The organism is Aquimarina litoralis, from assembly GCF_019295435.1.
GTDB lineage: Bacteria > Bacteroidota > Bacteroidia > Flavobacteriales > Flavobacteriaceae > Aquimarina > Aquimarina litoralis_A.
Window position 1 is genome coordinate 1 of sequence record NZ_WEKL01000058.1, and the last position, 26967, is coordinate 26967.

A 26967-nucleotide genomic window follows, 5' to 3' on the forward strand; every position below is an offset into this window, starting at 1 on the left:
GCAATTGTGTTAACTTTATATGTTTTCTTTTCTTGAGAAAGAACAGTAAACAACGGGCTTAGTACAAAAGCAAGAATGAATAAATATTTTGAGTTCATTATCTAATTGATTATTAACTTATTGTAAAATGTATTCCAAATTTTGAGCCAAAATTAGCTTTTCTATTTAAAACATGTACTTTTGCGCGGCAGAAATATTAATTTCTTAACTAAAACAATTATTTAATGAAAGTGTCACAACTCAAAAAGAATCTTTTCTTTTTAATGATTTTTTTAAGTTCTGTTGCCATGACGTATGCTCAGCAAACAGGATTAAAGGGTAAAATTGTTGACGCATCTACCAATGAAAATCTTACTCAAGTACTTATTACGATTGAAGGAACATTGATTTCGGCAACCACAAATAATTCTGGAGAATTCGATTTTGGAGGTGTACAACTACCATTAGGAGAACAAATTGCTGTTATATCCTTAGACGGATATATTACAAAACGTTTTCCTATCATTATTAATGAAGGAAGTGTATTAGATCTAAAAACAATAGATCTGAACTATGATGTAAATCAAGAACAAATCCAAATAGGTACCATAAGCCTTACGGATAATGAATTAGATGACGGTGATGATGATGCATCGGCGAATGTATCAGGATTATTACAAGCATCAAGAGATGTATTCCTTAGCGCAGCGGCGTTTGATTTTAGCGCTACATTTTTTCGCCCAAGAGGTTTGGGCAATGAAAATGCTAAGGTATTGATCAACGGAATTGAAATGAACAAACTGAATGATGGAAGACCTCAATGGAGTAATTGGGGTGGACTAAATGATGTTCAGCGTAATCAGGAATTTTCTATGGGGATTTCTGCGAATGATTACACATTCGGTGATCTTGCAGGATCTACAAACATAATTATGAGAGCTTCTCAATATCGACAAGGAGGTAGGTTATCATATGCTGCTTCTAATAGAAGCTATACTGGTAGAATTATGGGTAGCTATAGTTCTGGATTAATGAGTAATGGTTGGGCGTATACCGTTTCTTTAGCTAGAAGAATGGGTAATGAAGGGTATATTGAAGGAACTTTGTATGACGCAAATTCAGTTTTTGCTGCCGTAGAAAAGAAAATCAACGATAAACACAGCATTAATGTAACCAGTTTTTATACACCAAACAGAAGAGGACGATCTACCGCAATCACAGAGGAAGTATTCAGACTAAAAGGAAGACAATACAATCCAAACTGGGGGTATTTCGATGGAGAAAAGAAAAACTCTAGAGTTCGAGAGATCGAAGAACCAGTTTTTATGCTAAATCACTTTTGGAATATCAGTGATAAAACTACTTTAAATACAAATGTTGGATATCAGACAGGTAAAATAGGAAATAGTCGAATTGATAATGGAGGAACAGAATTGGTAAACTTTAATGGTGTAGACACGTATAGTGGAGGAGGAGCTAGTAGAGATACAAACCCAATTCATCCGAGTTATTTACCAAGTTCTTTTTTAGATGATCCTAATCCAACACCGCTGGATTTTCAAAACGCATTCTTAGCACAACAAGAGTTTGTGAGAAACGGTCAGTTAAACTGGAATCAATTGATAGAAGCAAATCAATTAAATGCACAACGCGGAGCGAATTCTACTTATATCTTTTATGAAGACAGAATTGATGATACACAATGGACGTTTAATTCGATATTAAATAGTCAATTAACGGATAACATTACACTAAATGCTGCTGTAAATTACAGAACTTTAAAGAGTGAGAATTTTGCAGAGGTAACGGATTTATTAGGTGGTAGAGGCTTTTTAGATGTAGATTTGTTTGGAGCACAACAAGATAATGATGTAGCTCCAGAGAATAGACTTACTCCAGAACAATTAGCTGATAGAGCGCAAAGTGATTTAAGAAATCGCAATAGAGTTGTTGGAGTGGGTGATCGATATGATTATAACTTTGAGATCGATGCTGATGTAGTTAGTGGATTTGCACAAGCACAATTTAAATTTAATAGAGTAGATTTCTTTATAGGAGGTAATGTTTCTCAAACGTCATATCAAAGAACAGGATTATTCGAAAACGGATATTTTCCAGGAGAAGGACGCTTAGGATCTTTTGGTAAAAGTGATAAACTAGATTTTACTAATTTTGGAGCAAAAGGTGGTTTTACTTATAAAATTAATGGCCGTAATCTTATAGATATTAATGGGACTTATTTTACAAAAGCTCCAACAATTCGTAATTCTTTTGCCAATTCAAGACAAAATAACAGAACGATCTCTCAGTTAATAGAAGCTGAACCTTCAATTTCTGGAAGTCAGGAAAGTGAAAAAGTTCAATCTTTTGATGCTAGTTACATATTAAGAACACCAAAATTAAAAGCAAGATTAACTGGATATTATACGAAAATACAGGATGCAACAGAATTGTCTTTCTTCTTTACACAAGCAATTTCTGGATCTGATGTTGGATTTGTTCAGGAGATTCTTACTGGAGTAGATAGGCAACACATAGGAGCAGAGTTAGGTATCGAATATCAAATAACGCCTACAATCAAATTAAAAGGTGCTGCTGCATTAGGTCAGTTTACATATGCTAATAATCCTGATTTATTCGTAGCGAGTACTAGTAGTGATTTCTTAGGTGAAACAACAGGAGATTTAGATAGAGTACGATATTTCGGGAAGTCTTCTTTAAAAGATTACCGTATTGCTGGAGGTCCTCAAAATGCTGCACAATTAGGTTTTGAATACAGAGACCCTAAATTCTGGTGGTTTGGAGCTACTGCAAATTATTTCTCAAATGCTTATATAGATGTGAGTCCATTTGCAAGATCATCCAACTTTAACCAAGATGTTGATGGGTTACCGTTTAATGATTATGATGAGAATATTGCTCGAGAATTATTAAGACAAGAGCAATTTGATGATTATATTTTAGTAAACGCAGTTGGAGGTAAGTCTTGGAGAGTAAAAGATTATTATATTGGGTTCTTTGCCACAATTAATAACATATTTGATAAAGAATATAGAACAGGAGGTTTTGAACAAGCTAGAAACGCCAATTATAGACTAGCATTAGAAGAAGCGCAAAGAGATACTCCGGTTTTTGGACCAAGATATTTCTATGGGTTTGGTACTTCATACTACCTAAATGTATATGTAAGATTTTAATGATGAACACAACAAAAAAATATTATAAAATGAATTCAATTAATTTAAAGAAACTAATAAGCATTTTGGTCTTAGCGGTTACTGTTACCGCTTGTGTACAAGATGATGATTTTAAAACGCCTGCATTGGATATTGATGATCCAAATATAGACCAGAATCAGATTGCAGAGCTAAGCGGTATTTTAGGCGAAATTGCACAAGCTAATGGAGATGCAGTTAATTTTGAAGACTCTGATAAGTTTATCACTGGATATGTGGTGTCTAGTGATAGAGCAGGAAACTTTTTTGAAGAAATAGTAATCCAAGATAGAGCCGAAAATCCAACAGCTGGAATTAGAGTTCTAATAGATGTAAACCCTTTATTCACTTCTTACGAATTTGGAAGAAAAGTATTTATAAAACTTGAAGGATTATCTGCAGGTATTGAAAATGGAGTTGCTACATTAGGAGTACTTTCTGGTGATGAGGTAGAACAGATTCCATCTTTCTCTCAAGAAGAGGTTATCATTAGATCTTCTGAGGTTGCTGACATTACTCCGTTAGAAATTACTTTCGAAGAATTTTCAGACGATTTAACTAATTTGTTCGTAAAGATCAATAATGTACAATTCAACCGAAATGATGTATTAGGAGATGACCCATTAACTTTTGCTGGAGAACCAAGCGATGAGTTTGATGGAGAAAGAAATCTGGAAAGCTGTGATACAGGAGCAACGGCGGTCTTAAGTACAAGTACATTCGCAGATTTTAAATCACTTGCATTACCAACACAGCAAGGAAGTTTTGAAGGAGTTTTAACTAAGAACTTCTTTGGTGATACATTTAATTTAGTGCTTAATGACGTTACAGGATTAGTTTTTGATAACGAAGTTCGTTGTGATCCTAATGTATTAGAGTGTGATGGAACTAGTGGTGGTGCTACGGTAATTTTCGAAGAAGATTTCACAGGATTAAGCATTAGTGACTTAGAAAATGCTGGATGGTTAAATGTAAATACTACTGGTGGAAGTTTAGATTATGTGGTTGGTAGTTTTAGTGGTAATCAATATGCTCAGATTTCAGGATTTAATTCTGGAGAAAATCCATTTGAGGTGTGGTTAGTAACTCCAGAAATTGATCTTACAGCTACTACTGCAGAAGAGATTTCTTTTGAGATTCAGTCTAATTTTGATAATGGTAATATCCTTACAGCATTTATCACTGATAATTTTACAGGAGATGTAACTACTACAGAGTGGTCTAGGTTAGATGCAACAATTCCAACTGGACCAAGTGGAGGATTTGGAGATTTTGAGTCTGTTGGACCAGTTAATATTTCTTGTGTCGATGGAAATGTACGTATTGCATTCAGATATGCGGGATCAGATCCAGGACCAACAACAAGATATCATATAGATAACATTGAGATCTCAGGAAACTAAGAACCTCTTTCGTTTATTGTAACATATAACAAAACTCCAAGCAGAAGCTTCTGCTTGGAGTTTTTTAATGGTTTCTAATTATTTTATTAATAATCAAATGTAACCGAATAAGCACTGTTCTTTTTAGTTTTCACTCGGAATCTAAATTGGTAACAAGGATTCTTTGTGTGAGAAAAGCTTTGGTTGTTATTTATTTTTCTCCATTCGTTTTGAATAGTTGCCCAACTACTTCCACTATAAGCTTTGTATTTTAGGCCATAATATACTCTTCTCCATACAGAGTGTCTTGCGATCTCAGCAATTTGAGCATCATTTACAGAGCTGTAATGTGTATAATAGTTCCAACCAGCTTTTGCAATACTAGTTTGTGGGTGGTTAAAATTGATCGCATATTTTGAGTTAGGATTAGCCTTTGTAAGCTGCACTAATTCAAAAGCGATATCATTACCATTTTCTTCAAAAGAAGCGTTTTTATAATCTTCTTCCTCATCAGATTCTACGGTAGTTTCTGAAAGATCCATTAGGTTATGACGTACTAGACTTTGTTTTAAAGTTTCGTCTGAATGAATTTCCATTAAACTAAGGTTTTCTGTAGAATAATTAGTTAATGCTGATTGGTTATTTGCATAAATTCTTACCACACCAGTACTACCTTCTCCTGAACTGATCGTTACATCTTTTTGAAATTCATAGATGTCTTTTAAAGAAAAATCAGTTGTTACTGCTGACTCATCTATGATTTCATTAGATTCATCTTTATCACATGATGTGAAGAATAATAACCCGATGATTGGTAATGCATAAAATAACTTTTTCATTTGTTTGGTTTTTAAGAATAATTAAATTGACTTGTTTAGTTTTTTGATACCTAGTATCTCTCTTTTTTTCACTTTTTACAGAAAGAATTAGTATTGTTATTGAAACTTTGTTTGGCGCCATTTTAGTTTCTTATCCTATTAGATGGATGATCTTAAAACTATTCTTTTCATTTGAGTGAAATATGAATTCATAATTGTCTTTCTGAATTCTGATCCAAAAGTAGAGCGGTGGTTATAACTGGCAAAAAAGATATTTTGTTTTGCGGAAATTTCCGCAAAACAAAATGTTGAATATCAGTGTTTTAAATATAAACAAAGGGTCTGTTACCAGAACAAAAAGGGGTTTATGTCCCAAGGTTTTAAAGTGAAATCACTTTACAGAAAAAAGGGGTTTGTGGGTAATTTTAATAAGGGAATTACATATGATGTTTTAAATAGATATATACTGGAAAATGATCGCTATATCCTCCTTTATATTTTCCTCCTGCATATGTTCTAAAAGGTTTGCCTTTATATCTTCCTTTATAGATTTTTAGAAAGCTGTCGTCAAAAATATTTGCCTCTGCGAAGCTATGAGCTCCTTTTTCGAATTTATGGAAGTTATGGCTAAAAATGATCTGATCGAATAAATTCCATTGGTTTTTATAGCTAAGCGTACCGCGAAACCTGGTATGTAACCTTTCCATTGGGTTATAGAAATCTTGAGCAACAAGGTGTCGCCTTACACTATCACTACTGGGATCATCATTGAGGTCACCCATAATGATAATTTTCGCGTTTGGGTTTTTCTCAGTAATCTGTTGAATGATTTCTCTGTTTTTTTCAGCCGCAGCAATACGCTTATAGGCAGTTAATGCTGCACCATCTCTTCTAGAAGGCCAGTGATTTACCAAAATGTGAATTTCTTCATTATGTAATTCTCCAGTAATCCATAAGATGTCACGAGTAAAATCTCTTTCGCCATTATCATTCATTACAATAAGCGGAACGCTTTCAGAGTGTGTTACTGTAAATTTATCTTTTTGATACAACAGCCCAACATCTATTCCGCGTTCATCAGGAGATTCATGATGGATAACACCATAGTTTTTATGGATTAAGTGTTTTGTTTTTACTAAATCTTCTAAAACTGCTTTATTTTCAACTTCTGCAACTCCTAGAATCACAGGAGCTTTACCAGACTTGGCAAATCCAATGTTCGAAATAGCCGTTCCTAGTTTAAATAGCTTTTTCTCATACCTTTTTTTATTCCATCGTTTCTCTGAATCTGGTAAAAAATCATCATCTAGTGTATGAGGATCATCTTTAGTATCAAATAAGTTTTCGAGATTATAAAAAGCAATGGTATGTAGGTCGGTATGTTTCTTTTTGAAATAAGGCTTCGAAGACATTTAATAAAAATTTATTGTAAAGGCCTAATGTACAAATTCAAATGCATACAATATTGTACCTTTGTGGATTAATTATTGAAACCGTACGTACGAAGAAGATCGCTAGAAAATTAAGCGCTAATGTTAGAAAAGGAAAAAACAAAATACGAGAAAGCAATTTTAATAGGGATTGTTACTAAGAATCAAGATGAGGAAAAGCTAACGGAGTTTTTGGATGAGTTAGAATTCTTAACCTATACAGCTGGTGGAGAAGTGGTGAAGCGTTTTACCCAAAAAATGGATGTTCCCAATTCTAAAACATTTATTGGAACAGGTAAAATGGAAGAGGTGTTAACATATGTAGAACAACATGATATTGGAACTGTAGTCTTTGATGACGAATTAACACCTGCACAACAGCGCAATATAGAACGTATCTTAAAAGCTAAGATTATTGACCGTACGAACTTGATTCTAGATATTTTTGCGCAACGTGCACAAACAAGTTATGCAAGAACACAAGTAGAATTAGCACAATATCAATATTTATTACCTCGATTAACAGGATTATGGACACACTTGGAACGTCAGCGTGGTGGTATTGGAATGCGTGGTCCTGGAGAAACGGAGATTGAAACTGATAGACGTATTGTAAGAGATCGTATTTCTTTATTGAAGAAAAAACTACTTACTATCGATAAACAAATGGCTACGCAACGTGGTAATCGTGGTAAATTAGTACGAGTAGCGTTAGTGGGGTATACCAATGTAGGTAAATCTACACTAATGAATGTGATTGCAAAAAGTAATGTCTTTGCAGAAAACAAACTTTTTGCTACTCTGGATACAACGGTACGAAAAGTAGTTATCGGAAACCTTCCCTTTTTATTAAGTGATACAGTTGGATTTATAAGAAAACTACCAACACAATTAGTAGAGAGTTTTAAAAGCACCTTAGATGAGGTTAGAGAAGCAGATTTATTATTGCATGTAGTGGATATATCGCACCCACAGTTTGAAGATCACATCGCTTCTGTGAATAAAATTTTGGGTGAGATTGAGAGTATGGATAAGCCAACGATTATGGTTTTTAATAAAATAGACGCCTATCAGCATAAAACTATAGACGAAGATGATCTCACTACCGAAAAAACCGAAATCCACTACACACTAGAGGAATGGAAACAAACTTGGATGAGTAGAATTGGAGATAATGCATTGTTTATATCTGCAATTAATAAGGAAAATATGGACTCTTTTAGAAAAAGGGTGTATAAAGAAGTAAGAGATATTCATGTGACTCGTTTTCCTTATAATAACTTCTTATATCCAGAATTTGTAGAGGAATAATGTTTTAAAACTCATAGTTCAACCCTAGTCCAAGAACTTCTCGGATCTGAAAACCACTAGTAGCATTATCATCATAGATGGCTTGAAAAGCAAAACTTCCTGAAATGTATTTATTTACAATCAGATTGATGTTTAGCGTATAATCGATATCCACATTATATGGATCTTCGATATAGTTAGAGTACAAATTAAGAAGTTGCTCCATAGTGACATTTTTGATAATGGTAAATTTGACGTAAGCAGCTAAAGATCCACCAAATTCAAATCGTGAACTTTTGCCAGCATCTACCCCAAAATAATCTCCATCAACATAATCTGGAGTAGTTGTAAATTGATCATCTACAAAGATCATACGAGAGGTTACAGGCGCAATATTTATGTTGAGATTATCACTTTTTTTCCATAATATACCAGGACCAATTTGTAAAAAAGCAGGAGAGAAGAAGTGGGTTTCTTCGGTACGAATTGTTTCATCTGTATCAGGATCTTTGCTAAAACTATATCCTTTTGCAAACTGAGACCTAAAATTTACAAACAATGAATAATTCCAGAAGCTTTCTGCTATTCTTTGTCCAAGACGAGAATTTAATTCTAATCGATCATTGGTTTTGCGGGCAAAATTTTCTCCTTTCAAAAAAGTGAGGCCATAATCAGCAATGATTTTATTATCCCAAGTCAAGCTGTTTTTTTTGTAGTTAAGCTCGTAATTCAACGCTAAGTTTCCTGCTACATTCGAGGTTCCTCCTCCTTGCCAATCATAATTAAACGCAGATTGATTAAAAAAGAAAGAAAACTGACCGAATGATCTCCATCCGATGTGCGGTTTTTCGATGGGTTTAGGATTTAGCTTGTTCAAAAGATTCTTAAGTACAATAGTATTTAATTCTTTGGGAGTGTTTTGAAGCAAGCTATCCAAGGATCTTTCTAATTGAACTTGTATAGAGTCGAGTTGTTTTATTTCTTTCTTTTCTTGACCGAAAGCATCCATCAATAAAAAACATAAAAAAATAAATACAACAATCTTTCGCATGGTTTACAAGGGATATGGCACAAATATACTTTATGCGTATAGCTTATTCAAATGAATAGACTGAACCTAATATCTAATGTAGCAGTGATTGTGTTTTTTTAAAAGCTTATACATTGATTAAAGAATAAGCTTTTTATTAAAACAGCAGTTTTATAGGAATAGTATATAGATATAAAAAAAATCATCCTGTTCTTTTTTAGAACAGGATGATTTAAAAGTGTTATAGAATATCTTTCTTAGAAAGAATAGCTTAATCCTAAGTTCCAGAAGTGTTGTAAATCATTATCTGTATTTTCAAGTGTTGGAGTTGGGGTTGGTAGCGGATCTAAGCTTAACGCATTGTTAAAGGCTTCTTGTTTGTTTTTTCTAAGACCAAAATCAAATCCAACACCTATTGCTTTCCATAAGGTATATGAGAAAGAATTTGTCCATGTCCAGTTAGAATAATCTTGATCTTCGTAACTTACAAAAGCGGACAAATTTGTTTTGAAGTTAATTGCTCCAATTTTACGAGTATAGTCTGCTACAATTTTGGCACCCAACGAAGATTCATATTGAGCCGCACCTTCGCTAAACACAAAATTGTAGTTTAATGGGTGTACTACTACTATAAGATTATTAATTGGTGTCCAGGTAATACCAACACCAAGATCTAAATATCCAGGATCGTTAAAGTTACTCAACAGGGTAGTTCTATATTCTCCTAAGGTAGAAACTGCAAGGGTATTGGTTAGTTTATATCCAAATAGGGACGTGAGTGTAAAAACATCTGTGGCTTCTCTAAAATCATCATCATCACCTGGAGGAGTGTCATTATCATTACTTTTATCATCCAGTTTTACCCACGCTAAATTCATATTAGCACTATTTCTCCAAAAGTATTTTTCTTGTAATAGATTTGCATATCCATTAACTGTTATACCAATAGTTCCTGCATCATTATCAGGAATTCCCTGAGAATACCAATTTCTGAATCCAGAAATACTTCCTCCAATAGTACCAAAAGCACCTATTTTCCATCCTGGTAAAGCATCTATTTGTGATTGGATAGCATCAGCTCTCCCTTGTATCGCTGCAATAGAGTCTTTTTTTGCAGCTAGTTTTGTTTTCAATTCTTCTTCTGTTTGTGCAAGCCCTATTTGGATACCCGCTATAAGAAAGATACATGTGAATACGATTTTTTTCATAATCAATATAGTTTTAAGTAGTTTGTTTATAACAAAAGATATTCGAATTTATGAATAAACTTTCGCAAAACAAGTTCTAGGTTTATGCAAAATTTTGCAGTGGCAAATATAATTGAAGTTATACCCCTAGATAAAAAAGGGTAGTATTGCGCTTTAGTTTTTCGACAAAAAGCAATTTTAAACGACGAAGGAGCTATTTTCTTTTAAAAAGAGGTACAGATGAGCATGCCTCACCATACATGATGCTTTTAGCAATTGGTTGAAGTTTTTGTATGAGCTCTATATAGGCACTTTCTGGAATAGGTTTATTGGCGCACCCTTTGATGATTAAAAGCTTATCTTGATATTCAGAAACATCAAGAGTATTAATAATATTAGCGAATACTATGGTTTCAATATCTTTTAAAGATCCTACAACAACACGTTTGGCAAATGGCGAAAGCTTTGTTGTGAGTAGTAGATAAGCCCATCCAGGAATAATAGCATCCGTAGAACATTGTAAGGCTACGTATTTGTCTTGATACTGGCTCCAATCATGTTCTGAAGCTTTTTGTCTAAATTCTTTTTCACGAARAATAAAACCTTCAAAAAGCCAATCTTTTATATCAAATACTATACGATCACCTTCAGGATAATAATCCTCTAGGTCTATAGTGATTAGATTTTTGTTATTCGCAACTCTATTGATGATTTCTTCTGCCATTTTTTAGATTTTATATCCTATTTTTTCTGTGAGAGCAACTTTACTTTTAGCAAAATTACCGGTACCAAAACCTATTTCTTTGCCATCTTCGTTGTATAAAACAGATTCTGCAACATAGAGGTTTGTAGATCTAAATTTTACTTTTCCAATTGCTTTAATAATTCCTTTGCTTGCTGGACGCACTAAATTTATATTGAAAGATGTGGTAAGCACAAAGGCATCTTCAACCAAAGAGTTTACAGCAAAAAACGCAGCATCATCTAATAATTTAAAATATACAGAACCGTGAATTGCTCCTAACGCATGAAAATACTTATCCGATATTGTTAATCCAATTTCCGATATTCCTTCAGAAATTTTAACCGTTGTGGTGTCAAAGATGTTGGTATTGATATTTGCATTCAAATACATCTTTTCTAATTTGCTATAATGCTCCTGATTCATTTTTGCTATATATCAGATGTAATAAAAAGAATGATTTTGCAGCTTACAACATGCCTAATTCTAGCTTTGCTTCTTCGCTCATTAAATCTTGAGACCATGTAGGCTCAAATGTTAACTCTAGTTCTACATCATTAACAGCGTCTAAAGACTTCACTTTTTCTCTTACTTCTTCGGGTAAAGATTCTGCTACAGGACAGTTAGGTGATGTTAATGTCATTAGAATTTTTACATCATTATCTTCATTAACAAACACATCATATATTAATCCCAGTTCGTATATATCCACAGGAATTTCAGGGTCGTAAATTGTTTTAAGAACTCTTACGATTTTTTCTCCTAACTCTGCAGTATCTATATTAGTTTCGCTCATAATATCTTTTTAGTCGTCTTTTTTTAATTAACTTAATTAGTAAGGACGAATTAATTTAACTGCGTTTGGTATGCTATGGCATACATTTTTAATTGTTTAATCATACTTACCAATCCATTTGCTCTGGTAGGTGATAAGTGCTCTTTTAGTCCAATTTCATCAATAAAAGAAGTGTCGGCATCAATAATGTCCTTAGGGTGTTGACCAGAGAATACTCTAATAAGAATAGCAATAATGCCTTTGGTTATAATAGCATCACTATCGGCTGTAAACTCGACTTTATCATCTTTCATTTCCGCATGAACCCACACTTTACTTTGACAACCTTTTATGATATTTTCATCGATTTTATACTTTTCTTCTATAAGCGGAAGTGATTTGCCAAGATCAATCATATACTCATAACGCTGCATCCAATCATCAAACATACTAAATTCATCAACAATCTCTTCCTGAAGTTTTTGTATAGACATATAACAATAATTTTTTACAAAAGTACGACAAGAATCCTTGCTATTCAACACTTTCAGTTAATGATAAGATAGTATTAACTATTTAGCTTGCTGTTAAGTGAGCATCATTTTCGCTTTTTTGATGGCTTCAACCAAAATATCAATTTCTTCTTTTGTATTGTAGAATGAAAATGAAGCTCTAATCGTACCTGGAATTTTATAAAAATCCATGATCGGTTGTGCACAATGATGTCCTGTTCGAACTGCTACACCCAATTTGTCCACAATAGAACCAATATCATATGGATGAATATCACCAACATTAAAAGAAATTACAGAGGTTTTTTGCTTAGAAGTTCCATAGATTTTTAAACCTTCAATTTCTAAAAGTTTTTTAGTTCCATATGCTAATAGTTCATTTTCGTACGTGGCAATATTATCAAAACCAATACTGTTCATATAATCCAAAGCAACACCAAAAGCAATACCTCCACAAATGTTAGGTGTTCCGGCTTCAAATTTATGTGGAAGACCTGCATAGGTAGTTTTTTCGAAAGTAACCTGATCAATCATTTCTCCACCACCTTGATAAGGAGGTAATTTATTGAGCCATTCCTCTTTTCCATATAACAAACCAACACCAGTTGGTCCACAAAGTTTATGTGCGGAAGCTACATAGAAATCAACATCAAGTTTCTGAACATCAGGTTTGATATGTGGACAAGATTGTGCGCCATCTATTAAAACAGCAGCCCCAATATGATGCGCTTTTTCTATGATTTCTTCAATAGGGTTTATAGTTCCTAAAGCATTAGAAATATGGTTGGTAAAAACCAATTTTGTTTTTTCGGATAATAATTGATCATAAGCATCCATCAAAAGCTCTCCATCTTCATTCATCGGAATCACTTTAAGAACGGCACCTGTCCTTTCGCAAAGCATTTGCCAAGGAACAATATTTGAGTGGTGTTCTAAAGCCGAAACTATGATTTCGTCTCCTTTTGTCAATAGACTGGAAAATCCAGTGGCTACGATATTAATACTGTGTGTTGTTCCAGATGTTAATATAATTTCATGCGAATGTGCAGCATTAAAATGTTGTTGTACTTTTTTACGAGCGATTTCATAAGCATCCGTTGCTTCCTGCGATAAGGTGTGCACACCTCTATGAATATTTGCATTGTAGTTACTATAATAATCTACTATTGCATCAATCACAACCTGAGGAGTTTGCGAGGTTGCTGCATTATCAAAATATACAAGCGGTTTTCCGTTTACTTCTCTATTTAAAATAGGAAAATCTTTTCGTATTTTCTGTACATCAAACATATCAATTTCTTTCTGCAAAAATAGGAACTATTTCTAAGTGATATTATGTATTTTTAAAAGGATTTAACACTTCACATAATTTCACATAATGAAACGATTTAAAAAGATTTTAGGCTTTGTATTTATTGGATTGGTTGGACTTATTCTTATTGCCGGTTTTTGGAATTATCCAAAACTGACAATACTTTCAGGATACTCTGCTAAAAATATGGCTTCGTCGGTTTTTATAGGAAATCGTTCTATAGAATTTACGGATATACATGATAATAATTTTGCTCCTGTTCATTTGGCAGAAGATGAAGTAAATATGGATGAAAAATCTGCTATTGCTTCTGTATTTGGTTTAAATGAAAGAAAAGCTATTTATAGAGATGGATTAGGAGGCGTATTAATCAATGATAATTTTGATGTAAAAGCACCCTATTTAAAACCTCATAGAACATTTACCAAAACAAACCTTCCTTTTCCGTATGGAGACCAGCCTCAAAAAGATACGGTTTTTAATACTATTGATTATGACAAAATAAGGACTTCGGTTTCTTCTGTATTTGATAAAGAAGGAGAAAGTATTAAGAAAACACGTGCGGTATTAGTAATCTATAAAGATCAGATCATTGAAGAAAAATATGCTGAAGGCTATGACAAGAATTCTGTGCTGTTGGGATGGTCAATGACCAAAAGTATTTTGGCAACTAATTATGGAATATTGCAAAAGCAAGGTAAAATAAACATCAACGATAAGGCGCCTGTAAAAGAATGGCAAAATGATGATCGAAAAGAAATCACGATCAATAATTTATTACAAATGAACTGTGGTTTAGCGTGGGATGAAAATTATGGATCTATTTCTGATGCAACGACAATGTTATATTTAGATGAGGATATGACAAAACCTCAAATATTTAAAAAAGCGATTCATAAGCCAAATGAATATTGGTATTATTCTTCAGGAGTTTCTAATTTATTATCTGGTATTCTGAGACAGCAGTTTGATAGTTATCAGGAGTATTTGGATTTTCCATATCGAGAATTTATTGATAAAATAGGAATGCATTCTATGTTGATAGAAACTGATATGGCGGGTAATTATGTGGGCTCTTCTTATGCTTGGGCAACACCTAGAGATTGGGCAAAATTTGGTTTGTTATATCTTCATAGAGGAAATTGGAATGGAGAACAAATTTTTAATGCTGATTGGGTGGATTACGTAAGAACTCCGACACCAACTTCTGAAGGAGATTATGGAGGTCATTTTTGGTTAAATTCAGGAGGGTTTTATCCAGATGCTCCTAGAGATATGTATTCTGCGAATGGATTTCAAGGACAACGTGTGTTTATAATCCCATCAAAAGATTTAGTCGTAGTTCGTTTTGGATTGGTTGGAGATGCAGGAGTGGATTTTAATTCGTTTTTGAGAGATATTGCAAGTGCAGTTAAATAAGAGTTTGTAATAAAAAAACCTCTTCATTTTTGAAGAGGTTCTATATTTAAGGAGTTTTTTACCGTCCAAAGTAGTCGTAGTAGCGTTCGGCATGTTGCTCATAACGTTTGATAAGATCGATATTTTTCTTTTCAAGATCTGTTAATTGATTTCTAATATCTGTAGAAACTGGAATATACCAATCAACATAGCTATCAAAAAAGTAACGCATTTTACGATTTTTAAAGGAATACCCATGTCTAGCATAAATTAAGTTTCTAAGTACTTCTAACTCTCCTTTATTTAGGTTTTCGATGTTGGTATTATTTAATTCTTGAGTAGAAGCATTAAGTTTCCCAACAATTTGCGGACTTATAGCTTCTAATTCTCCGTTTTCTTCTTCTTGCGATTTATACAGCGCCAAATTGTAATCATACTCAATGTCATAATCTAAATTTAGTTCAGCATTGTATTTATATTTTTTTTTGATCAGAGTATATTTTCTTTCAACAACAGATAGGTTTTTATTATTTGCAATCCAAATTCCTTTAATTTCTTTTTGTCCAGGTAAAAAGTTAATTTCAAAAACACCATCATATTTATCATCACCAGGTTCTAAAACTCTAGCAAATAAAGAAGTTTTGTCAAGATTTCCTTTGAATGGCCTTTTGTTTCCAGCAACCACAGAATGACCATAAATAGAATCCAGATCGATTTTGTCTATAGAGATGTTTATTTTGTTTGAGTAGGAAGGTGCAACATCTGTATTACTAAATTTAGAAGCCTGAAAGGAACCAACATAAGTGCCCAATAGATGATTATAATCCGATGGGTCATTTTTAGAAATTGTTTTTTCTTCTTTATCATCAATAACTGAAGTTTCCGTAGTAGTTTCGTTTTCAACTATTGGAACTATTTCAGTTTTTTCCTTTTGTACTTCTTTTTTACAAGAGCATATCAATAGTGCAAACAGAAAGAAGATAATGTTTCTCATTTTTTAATATATTTTAGAATGATAATTTCAGCAATTATAAGATTTAATACCCAACCCAACCAGGCTACAATTTGATACACATCCATTGGTCGTGGTTGAAAAATCAGTACGATTATATATTTCCAGAGACGTAAAGTTATTGCGGATAATGTTAATGCAAAACTTCTTATCATAAAAATTTGATGTTTTTGATAATCTTTCTGTTTTAAAGCTAAGAACGCTTTTAAAGTAAATAAAAACCAACCAATTGCTAATAAACAGAAAGCAAGTTGAGACCAGAACCCACCATTGGCGTAATATCCTATTATTAAACCTGAAGGAGCGGCAAATAGCAATATGGATACTAAATAAATCCAACCGACAATTTTATGAGCCTTGTTATACTTTGTTCTTACATACTGAGAAAATTGGGTAAAGCCCGCAAACAAGGAAAATATAGAAAAAATTACATGTATGTAAAAAGCAATTTTATAATGTGTAAAATGAATGTATTGTTGTTTGATTCGCAAAAAAGCTACATCAAAATTGATTGGGAAATATTGTACTGTAATCTGAAACATTAGTATACAGAAGAAAGTATATAATACTAAAAGCGATATTTGAAATACTATTTTTTTTCCCATAAAAACAAAAAACCTCAACAATTATATGAAGAGGTTTAATTAATTATATTAGAATACTATTTTTTCTATAAATCGAAACCAATATTTACACCTAGTTTATTAGCTATTAATTTGTTAATTCGCTGTTTTAGCTGAGGTATTTTTACACTTTCCAAAACATTATTAGCAAAAGCATACATTAGCAGAGCTCTTGCTTCTTTTTCTCCAATACCTCTGGACCTCATATAAAACAATGCTTGTTCATCTAATTGACCAATCGTACAACCATGAGAACATTTTACATCGTCTGCAAAAATCTCTAATTGAGGTTTAGAATTAATTGTAGCCTTATCACTTAATAAGATATTGTTATTAGATTGGAAGGCATTTGTTTTTTGTGCTTCTTTGTTTACAATGATTTTGCCATTAAATACACCTGTTGCTTTTTCATCAAAGATTCCTTTGTAGTCCTGATGGCTTTCGCAATTTGGTTCCGTATGATGCACTAAGGTGTTATGATCTACATGTTGCTTCCCTTCAATAATAGTAACTCCATTAAGGATAGAATCTATTCCTTGACCATGCTGATAGAAATTCAAGTTATTTCGAGTGATGTTACCACCAAAAGCAAAGGTGTGAACAGAGGCTACAGATTGTGCTTGTTGCTGGATATAAGTGTTATCGATTAAAGAAGCAGTTTCTGTGTCATTCTGAATTTTGTAGTAGTCTACAATAGCTCTTTTATCTACAAAGATTTCTGTAACCGAATTTGTCAACACAGGATTGGATGTTAAACTCTGATGGCGCTCAATGATCTGAACGTGTGAGTTCTCTTCCACAACAATTAAATTACGAGGTTGTAAAAGTTGCGAAGATTCTTTTCCTGTAGAGAAATGGATAATTTGAATAGGTTTATCCGCAAGTTTATTTTTCGGGATATAGATATAAGCACCTTCTTTGGAAAAAGCAGTATTTAAAGAGGTTAAACCATCTTTAGGCGCTACTTTATTGAAATAATTATCTATAACAGGCTTGTACTTATCATGATTTAATGCAGAAGACATTAGACAAACATCGATCTTATCATGAGTAGTCTCTGATAAATGTGATGAGTATTTCCCATCAATAAATACAATTTTATAAGTATCTAAATCATAAAGGAAATATTTTTTAACGTCTTTAAACTCTAACGCATTTTCTTCTTTTGGGAAAATACTGTAATCATGCTTTAAAATTGCATTTAAAGATGTGTATTTCCAAGCTTCTTCTTTTTTAGTTGGGAATCCTTTTTCTTCGAATACTTTAATTGCCTGACTTCTAATATCGTGAATAGGCGCATCTACATCTACTGTGTTTTCAAAGGCAAGAAAGGATGATACTAATTTTTCTTTTAGTTCCATAACTATGCGTTTATCTCTTCTTTAATCCAATCGTATCCTTTTTCTTCTAATTGCAATGCCAATTCTTTAGTTCCCGATTTTACGATTTTACCATCATATAAAACGTGAACATAATCTGGAACGATATAATCTAAAAGTCTTTGGTAATGCGTAATTACGATAACTGCATTGTCCTTACTTTTTAGTTTATTAACTCCATTGGCAACAATACGCAAAGCATCAATATCTAATCCTGAATCTGTTTCATCTAGAATGGCTAATTTTGGTTCCATCATCGCCATTTGGAAAATTTCGTTACGCTTCTTTTCTCCTCCAGAAAACCCTTGATTTAAAGAACGAGACAAAAATTTGCGATCGATATCCAGCAACTCAGATTTTTCACGAATTTTTTTAAGCATATCTTTTGCCGGCATTTCTTCTAATCCTTGTGCTTTCCTAGTTTCATTGATAGCGGTTTTCATGAAGTTGGTAACCGTTACTCCAGGAATTTCTACCGGATATTGAAATGAAAGAAAAACTCCTTTGTGAGCTCTTTCTTCGGCAGCCAACTCTTCAATGTCTTCACCATCTAAAAGAATACTACCTTCTGTTACTTCATACTCCTCTTTCCCTGCAACAATACTTGCTAAGGTACTTTTTCCAGCACCGTTAGGACCCATTATTGCGTGAACTTCTCCTGCTTTTACTTCTAGATTAAGACCTTTTAAGATTTCTTTATCTTCAACGCTAGCGTGTAAATCCTTAATTTCTAACATTTCGTATTTTTCTTTTAAATAGTTTTTTTGATGATTATTTCTTATAAATCAACCTATTCTGATGGTTGAGGGGTTTGCGAAGATTTTATTTTGGTTGGCAACTCTGAAGTTGGTTCACTAACACCAACGATTTCTTTTATTTCCACAATTTCTGGCCAACCGTCTTCTGCATTCTTTTTTATAATTCCTTTTACCACTACAGGAACCATGTCATACTCTTCTCTTTGAAGTGGTTTTACTTTTTTATTTAATTCATCGGCCATATCATCTATAACCACACCGTAAATGAAGTCTTTACCTTTTATAACACCTGCGTCATCAATTAAGATGAATTCTCCACGAATTAAAGTGGTTTCGGCATCTGATGATTCAGATTTTTCGTTTTTACAGGAAAAAATTAGAAGACTTACGATGATGAGAAGAAGTGATTTTTTCATTTATGTGAATTTGTTAGTTATACACTTTTATCCAACAGAACCTTCTAGAGAAATTTCTAAAAGTTTTTGAGCTTCTACCGCAAATTCCATAGGAAGTTTGTTCAAAACCTCTTTACTGAAACCATTTACAATTAGTGCGATTGCTTTTTCTGTATCAATTCCTCTTTGATTACAGTAAAATATTTGATCTTCACCAATTTTACTGGTCGTTGCTTCATGTTCTATTTGAGCTGTTTTATTTTTAGCTTCAATATAAGGAAACGTATGTGCTCCACATTCATTGCCCATTAACAAAGAATCACATTGAGAAAAATTTCTAGCATTAGTCGCTCGACTATTAATTTGGACCAATCCACGGTAACTATTTTGAGATTTTCCTGCTGATATTCCTTTGGAGATAATAGTACTTTTTGTGTTCTTTCCTAAATGAATCATCTTAGTACCTGTGTCAGCTTGCTGAAAATTATTAGTTACAGCAATAGAATAGAATTCTCCAACAGAGTTATCTCCTTTTAATACACAAGAAGGATATTTCCAAGTAACTGCCGATCCTGTTTCTACCTGTGTCCAGGAAATTTTAGCATTTTTCTCACAGATACCACGTTTAGTAACGAAATTATAAACTCCTCCTTTTCCTTCTGAGTTTCCAGGATACCAGTTTTGTACAGTAGAGTATTTAATTTCCGCATTATCGAGTGCAATTAACTCTACAACAGCAGCGTGTAATTGGTTTTCATCTCTAGAAGGAGCTGTACATCCTTCGAGATAGCTAACATAACTACCTTCATCAGCAACTACCAAAGTTCTTTCGAACTGCCCTGTTCCTGCTTGGTTTATTCTAAAATAAGTTGATAATTCCATTGGGCACCTAACGCCTTTAGGAATATAACAAAAAGAGCCATCACTAAATACTGCGGAGTTTAAAGCAGCGTAAAAATTATCTTTTTGTGGTACAACAGTTCCAATGTGTTTTCTAACTAGCTCTGGATGTTCCTGTATCGCTTCAGAAATAGAACAAAATATAATTCCTTTTTCTGCTAATGTTTCTTTAAAAGTAGTTGCTACGGAAACAGAATCCATAACAATATCTACAGCCACTCCAGCCAATTTTTTTTGTTCATCTATAGAAATCCCTAGTCTTTTGAAAGTATCTAGTAGTTCTGGATCAACTTCGTCTAAACTATTATATTTAGGTTTTTTATTAGGAGCAGAGTAGTAGGAGATATCCTGAAAATTTGGCTTTTCATAATTTACATTCGCCCATTCAGGTTCTTCCATTTGTTCCCAAACACGAAATGCTTCTAATCGCCATTCAGTCATCCACTCTGGCTCATTCTTTTTTTCTGAGATTGCTCGAACAATATCTTCATTCAAACCAACAGGAAACGTATCTGATTCTATATCAGTGTAGAATCCATACTCATATTCTTTGGTCTCTAATTCTTTTTTTAAGTCGTCTTCAGTATATGCCATCTTAATAGATCCCAAGCAATGCTTATGGGGTAATTTTTAAATTTTAAAGGGAAAAACTTTCTCCGCAACCGCAAGTTCTATTAGCGTTTGGGTTATTAAAAACGAATCCGGTTCCGTTTAATCCTCCGGAATATTCTAACGTAGTGCCAATGAGATATAAAAAGCTTTTTTTATCGACAATTATTTTAACACCATTATCTTCAAAAACTTTATCTCCTTCTTCTTGATTCTTATCAAATTTCAAGTCATATGATAAGCCAGAGCAACCGCCACTTTTAACACCTACTCGAATATAATCTGAAGAAGCGTCGTATCCATCATCAGTCATTAATTCTACGACTTTCTTTTTAGCTGTATCTGATACCTTAATCATACTGTAATAATAGATTAATTCTAAATTGATTGCAAATATACTACATAAGTAGGTTTTATTTACATAACCTAACATTTATCTAACATATATTGGCATAGGAATTCTCTATTGTAGAAAAATAGGAAAGGATATTAAAATTCAGAAAAACGATTATCGTTCAGAAAATCATCATCTGTAAGGGTTTTAAGGAAAGCAATAATTTGATCTTTTTCTTCCTGTGTCATTGGAATTCCTTTAATCGTATTATCGGCATTTTTAAAAAGTGGATCCAATGTTTCAGAATCAGTCATTCCATCACTATAGTGATCTAAAACATCTTGTAACGTTTTTAATCTGCCATCATGCATATAAGGAAATGTAAGCTCAATATTTCTAAGAGTAGGGACTTTGAACTTGTAAATGTCAGATGCTAATCCAGTAACTCTTTTTCTTCCAATATCATTGTATTGTGGATCGATCGGGAGACCATTATTTCTGTAGGATTGATCTGTAAATAGGGTTCCTGCATGACAGGATGCACATTTAGAATTAAAAAGATCGAAACCAGCTGCTTCTTGTTCTGTAAAAACAGCACCTTCATTTCGCTCAATTTTATCATATTTTGTATTTGCAGAAACCATCATGATCATGAATTGAGAGAGTGCTCTCAAGATATTTTCAGAATTAATTTCCTTGTTTTCAAAAGCAAGCTCAAATAATTGAACATATTCTGGTTGTTCTTCTATCTTTTTTATAATCCCTGCAAAGGTTTCATTCATCTCTACCTCGGCAGTTATAGGTATTATAGGTTGTAAGTCTAAATGCATGGCGGCACCATCCCAAGTAAATTCTTTCATAAATGCCAGGTTATGCAAGGGTTGCGCATTTCGAGTTCCCAATGCACCATCAACTCCATGGCTTACAATATGAGTATGGTGTGTAAAGGCAAAATCCTGAATATGACAGAACCCACAAGAAACAACACCATCGGAAGCTAACCTTCCGTCATAAAATAATTTTTTACCAAGTTCAAACCCTTTTTCAGTTGGAGGGTTCGAATTGATATCATAGTCAAGATCTGGAAAATTAGAAGGTATTTCGAATTCTAGTTTTGGATTTTGATCAATAGGGACATATTCTCCTTTATCTGAACTACAGGAAGTAAAGAAGAATATGAAAAGCCCTATTAATACAAAATATCTCATCTATCTTTTTATTTTATTGAATCTCAAACATAGTTTGCACATTCGTAGCAATTTTAGGAGCGTTATCAGGATCTACCTGAATATCGCTTTTATCTTCTAAAGAATGTGTATTAGTACTATCAAATATTTTTGCAATATCCGCATCAATACTTATTGTTGAAGTATTTCCATTGATAGTAATTGTATTAGTTAAATCTAATGTAATTTCCTTATAATTATCCAAAGCTTCACCATGACTACCAATATGTAGAATGAAATCACCAGCGGTACCACCTTGAGGTGTAAACGATCCTTCAAATTTAAGGAATTTATACCCTGCAGACCAAGACCATAACATTCCTTGTTCTTCTGCTGTAGGTATAAAATTGGCTACTCCATTAAGTGGATAATTGCTTTGATCTACTCCAAAACCAAAACGGATTTTAGTATACACTCCAGCTTCTATATCATTAAGTGAAATTTGCTTACTAGACGAAATTTCTTCATTAATTAAAAAATAACTATCCTCTACTGGGTAGGTAAATTCATCGCCATTTTCTTTTATGAAGACGATGTTACTAATGATATATTTTAATTCGGCTATAGTATAACTTTCATTACTTGCATTAGTATATGAAGTGGAGTTAAGTGTTATAGGAGTATTATCAATACTATTGGTAAATTCTAGATTTATTGTTCCTGCCTCTACTGTATCATTTTCATTATCATCTTTACAGGCAAATACAATTGTTAATGCGAGTATTGCAAATACGATTTTTTTCATGTGTGTAAGGTTTTAATTTTAGTTTATTTATATTTTATGACAATGGCATCTTTTGCTCCCTTATTTTCGGGGATGTCGCCATCATTACTTGCAGAACTTCCTGCAACGATGATTTTATTATCGGTAGTTTCAATAACTCCAGTTGCGAATTCTTCTCCGGTTCCTCCAAGAGAGTTTTTCCAGACTACATTTCCGTTGATATCTATGAGCATGGTCCATACATCACTTTGCCCATTGTTTTGGTCTACATCAAGATCATTACTACGGGAATTGCCGGTGATTACAAAACCACCTGATTGTGTAGGATAGATTCCTCTTCCGGTATCAAACTGAGTTCCTCCTAAAGATTTTTCCCAAATTAGATTCCCATTTCCATCGACTTGAATCATCCATAGATCTGCATTTCCGTTAGCATTTGTAATGTTACCGTCATTGCTTCTAGCATCGCCTACAACAACGTATTTACCATTTCCATCGGAAGCGATTGCATATGCAACGTCTATCTCTGTACCTCCAAATGATTTTTGCCAGATTTTGGTACCTTCAGCATTTACTTTAACCAACCAAAAGTCATAACTTCCTTGACTATCAGTAATATCAAAATCATCGCTTTCTGAAGAACCAATCATTAAGAACCCTCCATCTTCGGTTTGTACAGCGTCATAACTTCTGTCGTTATCAGTACCACCAAAATAACGTCTCCATTCTGTTTCGCCAGAAGCGTCTAATTTGATACCCCAAAACTCACCTACTCCATGTTTTTCGATAAATGATTTATTATCATTTCCATCTCCGTTGCTGGCAGTTACATCTAAAAAGCCAGTTATGAAATAACCTCCATCACTAGTTTGAACAACAGAAAAGGCACGGTCTATACCAGGAAACCCAAAAGATTTCTCCCACAATAGACTACCGGCAGAATCAATTTTTATGATCCAATAATCTTGCAATCCGGCATTTTCGCTTACATCACCGTCATTACTTCTATTGTATCCCACTAGAGCATATCCGTTATCCGTAGTTTTGATAATTTTTTGTCCTCGATCATCGCCAGTTCCGCCATAGGTTTTGCTCCAACTTATGTCACCGTCCTGAGTAAGTTTTAGTACCCAGAAATCACTATCTGTTGCCGTTTTATCAGTGATGTCTCCATCTGTACTCTGGGTATATCCAAAAACTACATATCCTCCATCTGAAGATGCTACTATAGACAGAGCTTCATCTTCCTGACTTCCACCAAAGGTTTTTATCCAATCTACTGTTCCTTGAAAACCATCATCAGGGTTAGTTGGATTTGTAGGAGTGCCACCACTATCATCATTGCTACAAGCCACAAGGCTGAGAATGGTAAAAATTAGAAGAGATTTGTAAAAGAACTTGAAATTATGCATTTGTCATTATTGAGTTTTATTTTTTTATAAATTGTTTGGTAATTTGTTGGTTGTCATTAAAAACTTTAAGAAGATATATACCTTGTTTTAAATTAGATACGTCTATTGATTCCGTAACGTTTCCTTGACCTACTAATTGCCCTGAAATAGTAATAATTTCATAGGATGCCATTTTATCCATATTTAAAAACACATTTAGGTTTTGTCCTTGTATTGGATTCGGATATATTTTCAAAGCCATTATATCTTCGTCTTCAGTTCCAAAAACTGGGATAATATTAGCATTTGCTACTTGCACGTTTGTTCCTCTTGAGCAAGAACCTTCATAAATTTTTACCGAAGTAAATTCAGAGTTGTTACCAGAACCACTATCGTTATCATTAATAAATACTAATCGGTCCATACTACCGGTGTAAAAGCTTCCAACAGGGATTACATAGGTTACAAAACCATTACCAGAATAATTGTCATAATTGGTAATACCATAGTTTTGTGTTCCATGAACTTTAAAATACCGACTAGAAGTCAAACTGTTATCATTTTCAAAACCAACCGCATGAATTTCTCCTTGAGAAGAACTTCTGAATTCGAATTCAATAACTGTATTCGAAGTAACTGTGTAGTTGAAAGGAATATACTTCCAGGTATTATTAGTGAGTGTTAGCGTTGTTCCACTACCGTTTACGGAAAAATTACCTGCTGCATCTTGATTAGAAAAAGGTGTGATTTGAAAATCTCTAAAATCAATACTATCGCAGGTTGGAGGCGGAGTATTTCCATCTGAAATGCTTATAGCATCGATCGCAATATCACTCTGCCAGCCTTGATTTCCATTTCCTGTCAAAACACTAAATCGTAATTGAACACTTGCTTGTCCTGCATAACTAGAAAGATCAACACTTGCAGCATTCCAGTTGCTTCCTTGATCTCCATTTCTGCTAAAAATAGATGTCCAACTTCCTTGATTATCAGTTCTGGCTTCTACCGTTAAAGAGTTAATAGCACTCCCTAACATATGGTATTGGAATTCAAGATTTGGTGAGCTAAGGTTTGTGAAATTTAGGCAAGGAGAGTTTAGAATAGCATTCTTATTGGGGTACCCTGTTCCATTACCAGATGCTTCTACATAGATATATGTACTTCCATCAGCTGCAGTGCTTGGTCCTGTTCCGTTAGAGGGAGTTCCTCCAGAATCTCTTGTCCAATTAAGGTCATCTCCGGTAGCATTTTGCCAAGACCCAAAACTTGATTCAAAACTTTCGTCAAAAGGAAAACTAGATATTACAGAGGCGCAATCATCTCCTCCACCATTTCCAGGATCACTTTTTCTCACTAAGAAAAACCCTCCTTCTATATCACTGATAACAATATTTCCACTTGCAAAATAGGGATATACATTCCAAACACCATTAAATGATGCGCTGTTACTTGATGGAAAAGTGTCAAAATAGCCAATTTCATTAATGTTTGTATTTCCTATGTCGGAAATATCAATAACTCTAAATCCAGCTCTATAATTTGCTAAATAAAATTTATCTCCTTTTACATAACCATTATGATCTGTAGCAGCTGTTGGTCCATTGTAGATCATGTGTTGTTGGGGATTATCTAAATCTTGAAAATCAAAAATGATAGTCCGTGTATTGAACCCAACTCCTTGCTCATCAGTTTCATCTCCTAATAGGAAATACCTCATATCATCTGTAAACCAACCTTGATGAACATATCCAATATTTGGATATCGAATCGTAGAAATTGTTACAGGATTAGATTTATCAGTGATATCGGCAATAACGACTTCGATTTCATTACTACCAATCAGAATTTCTCTTCCAGTATAATCAGGGTCAGGACCACTATAAGTTACTACTTGTGCATCATGTGTGTATGCTCTTTGACCTCCAGATAAAAATCCACCTGCATTTATTGGGTTTTTTGGGTCTTGAATATTTACAAACAAAGGCCCTCCATTATATGGTCCAGATCCTCTTTGTGCTCCTACTATATAAGCATATCCCGTATCTTCATTGATAACAATATTATGGGCATTTCCAAATTGGGTATATCTTGTGTCTGCGGAAAAAGTAACTGGTGGATTAGAAACGTTACGCAATCTAGTAAGATCGAAAACTTGCATACCATGACCGGATGCTTCACTAACAATATAAGCGTGATTGCTATATACTTTAACATCTCTCCAAAGGCTATTACTTGTTGCAGTGGGTAGTTTTCCCAGATATATTGGACTAGTTGGATCTGATACATCTATAAATGCCGTACCATTATTTAATCCAATAATGGCATATTCTTTAGATGTTTGAGAATCTGTCCATCCCCAACTATCATTTCCTGAACTAGCGCTCATTTGAGAAAGTGAAATTCTAGACATAAGATCATAGTCGTTACAAGGGTAAGATCCGGCAAATCCGTTAGTACATGGTGTTTGGCTTTGACAAATAAATGTGCAAACCAAAAAGCTTAAAGCTAAGGTTAGTTTTTTCATGAGCTTGTGTAATATTTAGAAG

Annotated in this window: 24 protein-coding genes; 4 read left to right on the forward strand and 20 right to left on the reverse strand. The window is 33.7% G+C overall.

Annotation, left to right across the window (positions count from 1 at the left end):
- Nucleotides 1-224 precede the first annotated feature (224 nt).
- Nucleotides 225-3176 (forward strand): TonB-dependent receptor, encoded by a 2952-nt coding sequence (locus GBO31_RS21005; protein WP_246615941.1) that lies wholly within the window; start codon nucleotides 225-227, stop codon nucleotides 3174-3176.
- Nucleotides 3177-3205: 29 nt separating this feature from the next.
- Nucleotides 3206-4597 carry a DUF5689 domain-containing protein gene (locus GBO31_RS21010; RefSeq protein ID WP_219010443.1) on the forward strand — a complete coding sequence of 464 codons (1392 nt, stop codon included), beginning with the start codon at nucleotides 3206-3208 and terminating at the stop codon, nucleotides 4595-4597.
- 86 nt (nucleotides 4598-4683) lie between these two features.
- Here the strand turns inward: GBO31_RS21010 and GBO31_RS21015 are convergent, their stop codons facing one another.
- Together GBO31_RS21015 and GBO31_RS21020 are read right to left on the reverse strand one after the other, a co-directional pair.
- Nucleotides 4684-5415 (reverse strand): hypothetical protein, encoded by a 732-nt coding sequence (locus tag GBO31_RS21015; RefSeq protein WP_219010444.1) that lies wholly within the window; start codon nucleotides 5413-5415, stop codon nucleotides 4684-4686.
- 416 nt (nucleotides 5416-5831) lie between these two features.
- Nucleotides 5832-6806: an endonuclease gene (locus GBO31_RS21020; RefSeq protein ID WP_219010445.1), complete on the reverse strand. Its 975-nt coding sequence runs from the start codon at nucleotides 6804-6806 to the stop codon at nucleotides 5832-5834.
- A gap of 120 nt (nucleotides 6807-6926) precedes the next feature.
- Here GBO31_RS21020 and hflX point away from each other — a divergent pair, with 120 nt between their 5' ends.
- Nucleotides 6927-8135, forward strand: a complete 1209-nt coding sequence (gene hflX, locus GBO31_RS21025; protein WP_219010446.1) for a GTPase HflX — start codon at nucleotides 6927-6929, stop codon at nucleotides 8133-8135.
- 4 nt (nucleotides 8136-8139) lie between these two features.
- Here hflX and GBO31_RS21030 read toward each other — a convergent pair whose 3' ends face one another.
- From GBO31_RS21030 to GBO31_RS21060, 7 genes are all read right to left on the reverse strand, one after another.
- Nucleotides 8140-9165, reverse strand: a complete 1026-nt coding sequence (locus GBO31_RS21030; RefSeq protein ID WP_246615942.1) for a DUF3078 domain-containing protein — start codon at nucleotides 9163-9165, stop codon at nucleotides 8140-8142.
- Between the two features lie 236 nt (nucleotides 9166-9401).
- A complete protein-coding gene (locus tag GBO31_RS21035; protein ID WP_219010447.1) occupies nucleotides 9402-10352 on the reverse strand; it encodes a DUF3078 domain-containing protein in 951 nt (316 codons plus the stop codon).
- Nucleotides 10353-10545: 193 nt separating this feature from the next.
- The gene (locus GBO31_RS21040; protein ID WP_219010448.1) at nucleotides 10546-11055 is read right to left on the reverse strand and encodes a DUF2480 family protein; all 510 of its coding nucleotides are present in this window, start codon (nucleotides 11053-11055) and stop codon (nucleotides 10546-10548) included.
- Nucleotides 11056-11058: 3 nt separating this feature from the next.
- Nucleotides 11059-11499 (reverse strand): PaaI family thioesterase, encoded by a 441-nt coding sequence (locus tag GBO31_RS21045; RefSeq protein WP_219010449.1) that lies wholly within the window; start codon nucleotides 11497-11499, stop codon nucleotides 11059-11061.
- A 43-nt stretch (nucleotides 11500-11542) separates the two neighbouring features.
- Nucleotides 11543-11869, reverse strand: coding sequence for an SUF system Fe-S cluster assembly protein (locus tag GBO31_RS21050; RefSeq protein WP_219010450.1), 327 nt, complete (start codon nucleotides 11867-11869; stop codon nucleotides 11543-11545).
- A gap of 50 nt (nucleotides 11870-11919) precedes the next feature.
- Entirely contained in the window at nucleotides 11920-12342 is a 423-nt protein-coding gene (locus GBO31_RS21055; RefSeq protein ID WP_219010451.1) for a SufE family protein, read from the reverse strand.
- 93 nt (nucleotides 12343-12435) lie between these two features.
- Nucleotides 12436-13650, reverse strand: coding sequence for an aminotransferase class V-fold PLP-dependent enzyme (locus GBO31_RS21060; RefSeq protein ID WP_219010465.1), 1215 nt, complete (start codon nucleotides 13648-13650; stop codon nucleotides 12436-12438).
- A gap of 88 nt (nucleotides 13651-13738) precedes the next feature.
- On the opposite strand from GBO31_RS21060, the gene GBO31_RS21065 reads away from it, so the two are divergent.
- The gene (locus GBO31_RS21065) at nucleotides 13739-15091 is read left to right on the forward strand and encodes a serine hydrolase domain-containing protein (RefSeq protein ID WP_219010452.1); all 1353 of its coding nucleotides are present in this window, start codon (nucleotides 13739-13741) and stop codon (nucleotides 15089-15091) included.
- A gap of 58 nt (nucleotides 15092-15149) precedes the next feature.
- Here GBO31_RS21065 and GBO31_RS21070 read toward each other — a convergent pair whose 3' ends face one another.
- The 11 genes from GBO31_RS21070 to GBO31_RS27330 form a co-directional block, all read right to left on the reverse strand.
- Nucleotides 15150-16064, reverse strand: coding sequence for a YARHG domain-containing protein (locus tag GBO31_RS21070; protein ID WP_219010453.1), 915 nt, complete (start codon nucleotides 16062-16064; stop codon nucleotides 15150-15152).
- A complete protein-coding gene (locus GBO31_RS21075) occupies nucleotides 16061-16624 on the reverse strand; it encodes a DUF2306 domain-containing protein (protein ID WP_219010454.1) in 564 nt (187 codons plus the stop codon). The genes GBO31_RS21070 and GBO31_RS21075 overlap by 4 nt, the downstream gene beginning before the upstream one ends.
- A gap of 128 nt (nucleotides 16625-16752) precedes the next feature.
- Complete coding sequence (gene sufD, locus GBO31_RS21080) at nucleotides 16753-18066, reverse strand: Fe-S cluster assembly protein SufD (protein ID WP_219010455.1); 1314 nt, start codon at nucleotides 18064-18066, stop codon at nucleotides 16753-16755.
- Between the two features lie 2 nt (nucleotides 18067-18068).
- A complete protein-coding gene (gene sufC, locus GBO31_RS21085) occupies nucleotides 18069-18821 on the reverse strand; it encodes a Fe-S cluster assembly ATPase SufC (RefSeq protein ID WP_219010456.1) in 753 nt (250 codons plus the stop codon).
- 53 nt (nucleotides 18822-18874) lie between these two features.
- Nucleotides 18875-19258: a hypothetical protein gene (locus GBO31_RS21090; RefSeq protein ID WP_219010457.1), complete on the reverse strand. Its 384-nt coding sequence runs from the start codon at nucleotides 19256-19258 to the stop codon at nucleotides 18875-18877.
- Nucleotides 19259-19285: 27 nt separating this feature from the next.
- Complete coding sequence (sufB, locus tag GBO31_RS21095) at nucleotides 19286-20731, reverse strand: Fe-S cluster assembly protein SufB (RefSeq protein ID WP_219010466.1); 1446 nt, start codon at nucleotides 20729-20731, stop codon at nucleotides 19286-19288.
- 43 nt (nucleotides 20732-20774) lie between these two features.
- Nucleotides 20775-21104: a HesB/IscA family protein gene (locus GBO31_RS21100; protein WP_219010458.1), complete on the reverse strand. Its 330-nt coding sequence runs from the start codon at nucleotides 21102-21104 to the stop codon at nucleotides 20775-20777.
- Nucleotides 21105-21235: 131 nt separating this feature from the next.
- A complete protein-coding gene (locus tag GBO31_RS21105; RefSeq protein WP_219010459.1) occupies nucleotides 21236-22288 on the reverse strand; it encodes a cytochrome-c peroxidase in 1053 nt (350 codons plus the stop codon).
- Nucleotides 22289-22301: 13 nt separating this feature from the next.
- Nucleotides 22302-23051 carry an MbnP family protein gene (locus tag GBO31_RS21110; RefSeq protein WP_219010460.1) on the reverse strand — a complete coding sequence of 250 codons (750 nt, stop codon included), beginning with the start codon at nucleotides 23049-23051 and terminating at the stop codon, nucleotides 22302-22304.
- Between the two features lie 23 nt (nucleotides 23052-23074).
- Nucleotides 23075-24442 (reverse strand): hypothetical protein, encoded by a 1368-nt coding sequence (locus tag GBO31_RS21115; protein WP_219010461.1) that lies wholly within the window; start codon nucleotides 24440-24442, stop codon nucleotides 23075-23077.
- A 16-nt stretch (nucleotides 24443-24458) separates the two neighbouring features.
- The gene (locus GBO31_RS27330; RefSeq protein WP_219010462.1) at nucleotides 24459-26945 is read right to left on the reverse strand and encodes a choice-of-anchor B family protein; all 2487 of its coding nucleotides are present in this window, start codon (nucleotides 26943-26945) and stop codon (nucleotides 24459-24461) included.
- Nucleotides 26946-26967 lie beyond the last annotated feature (22 nt).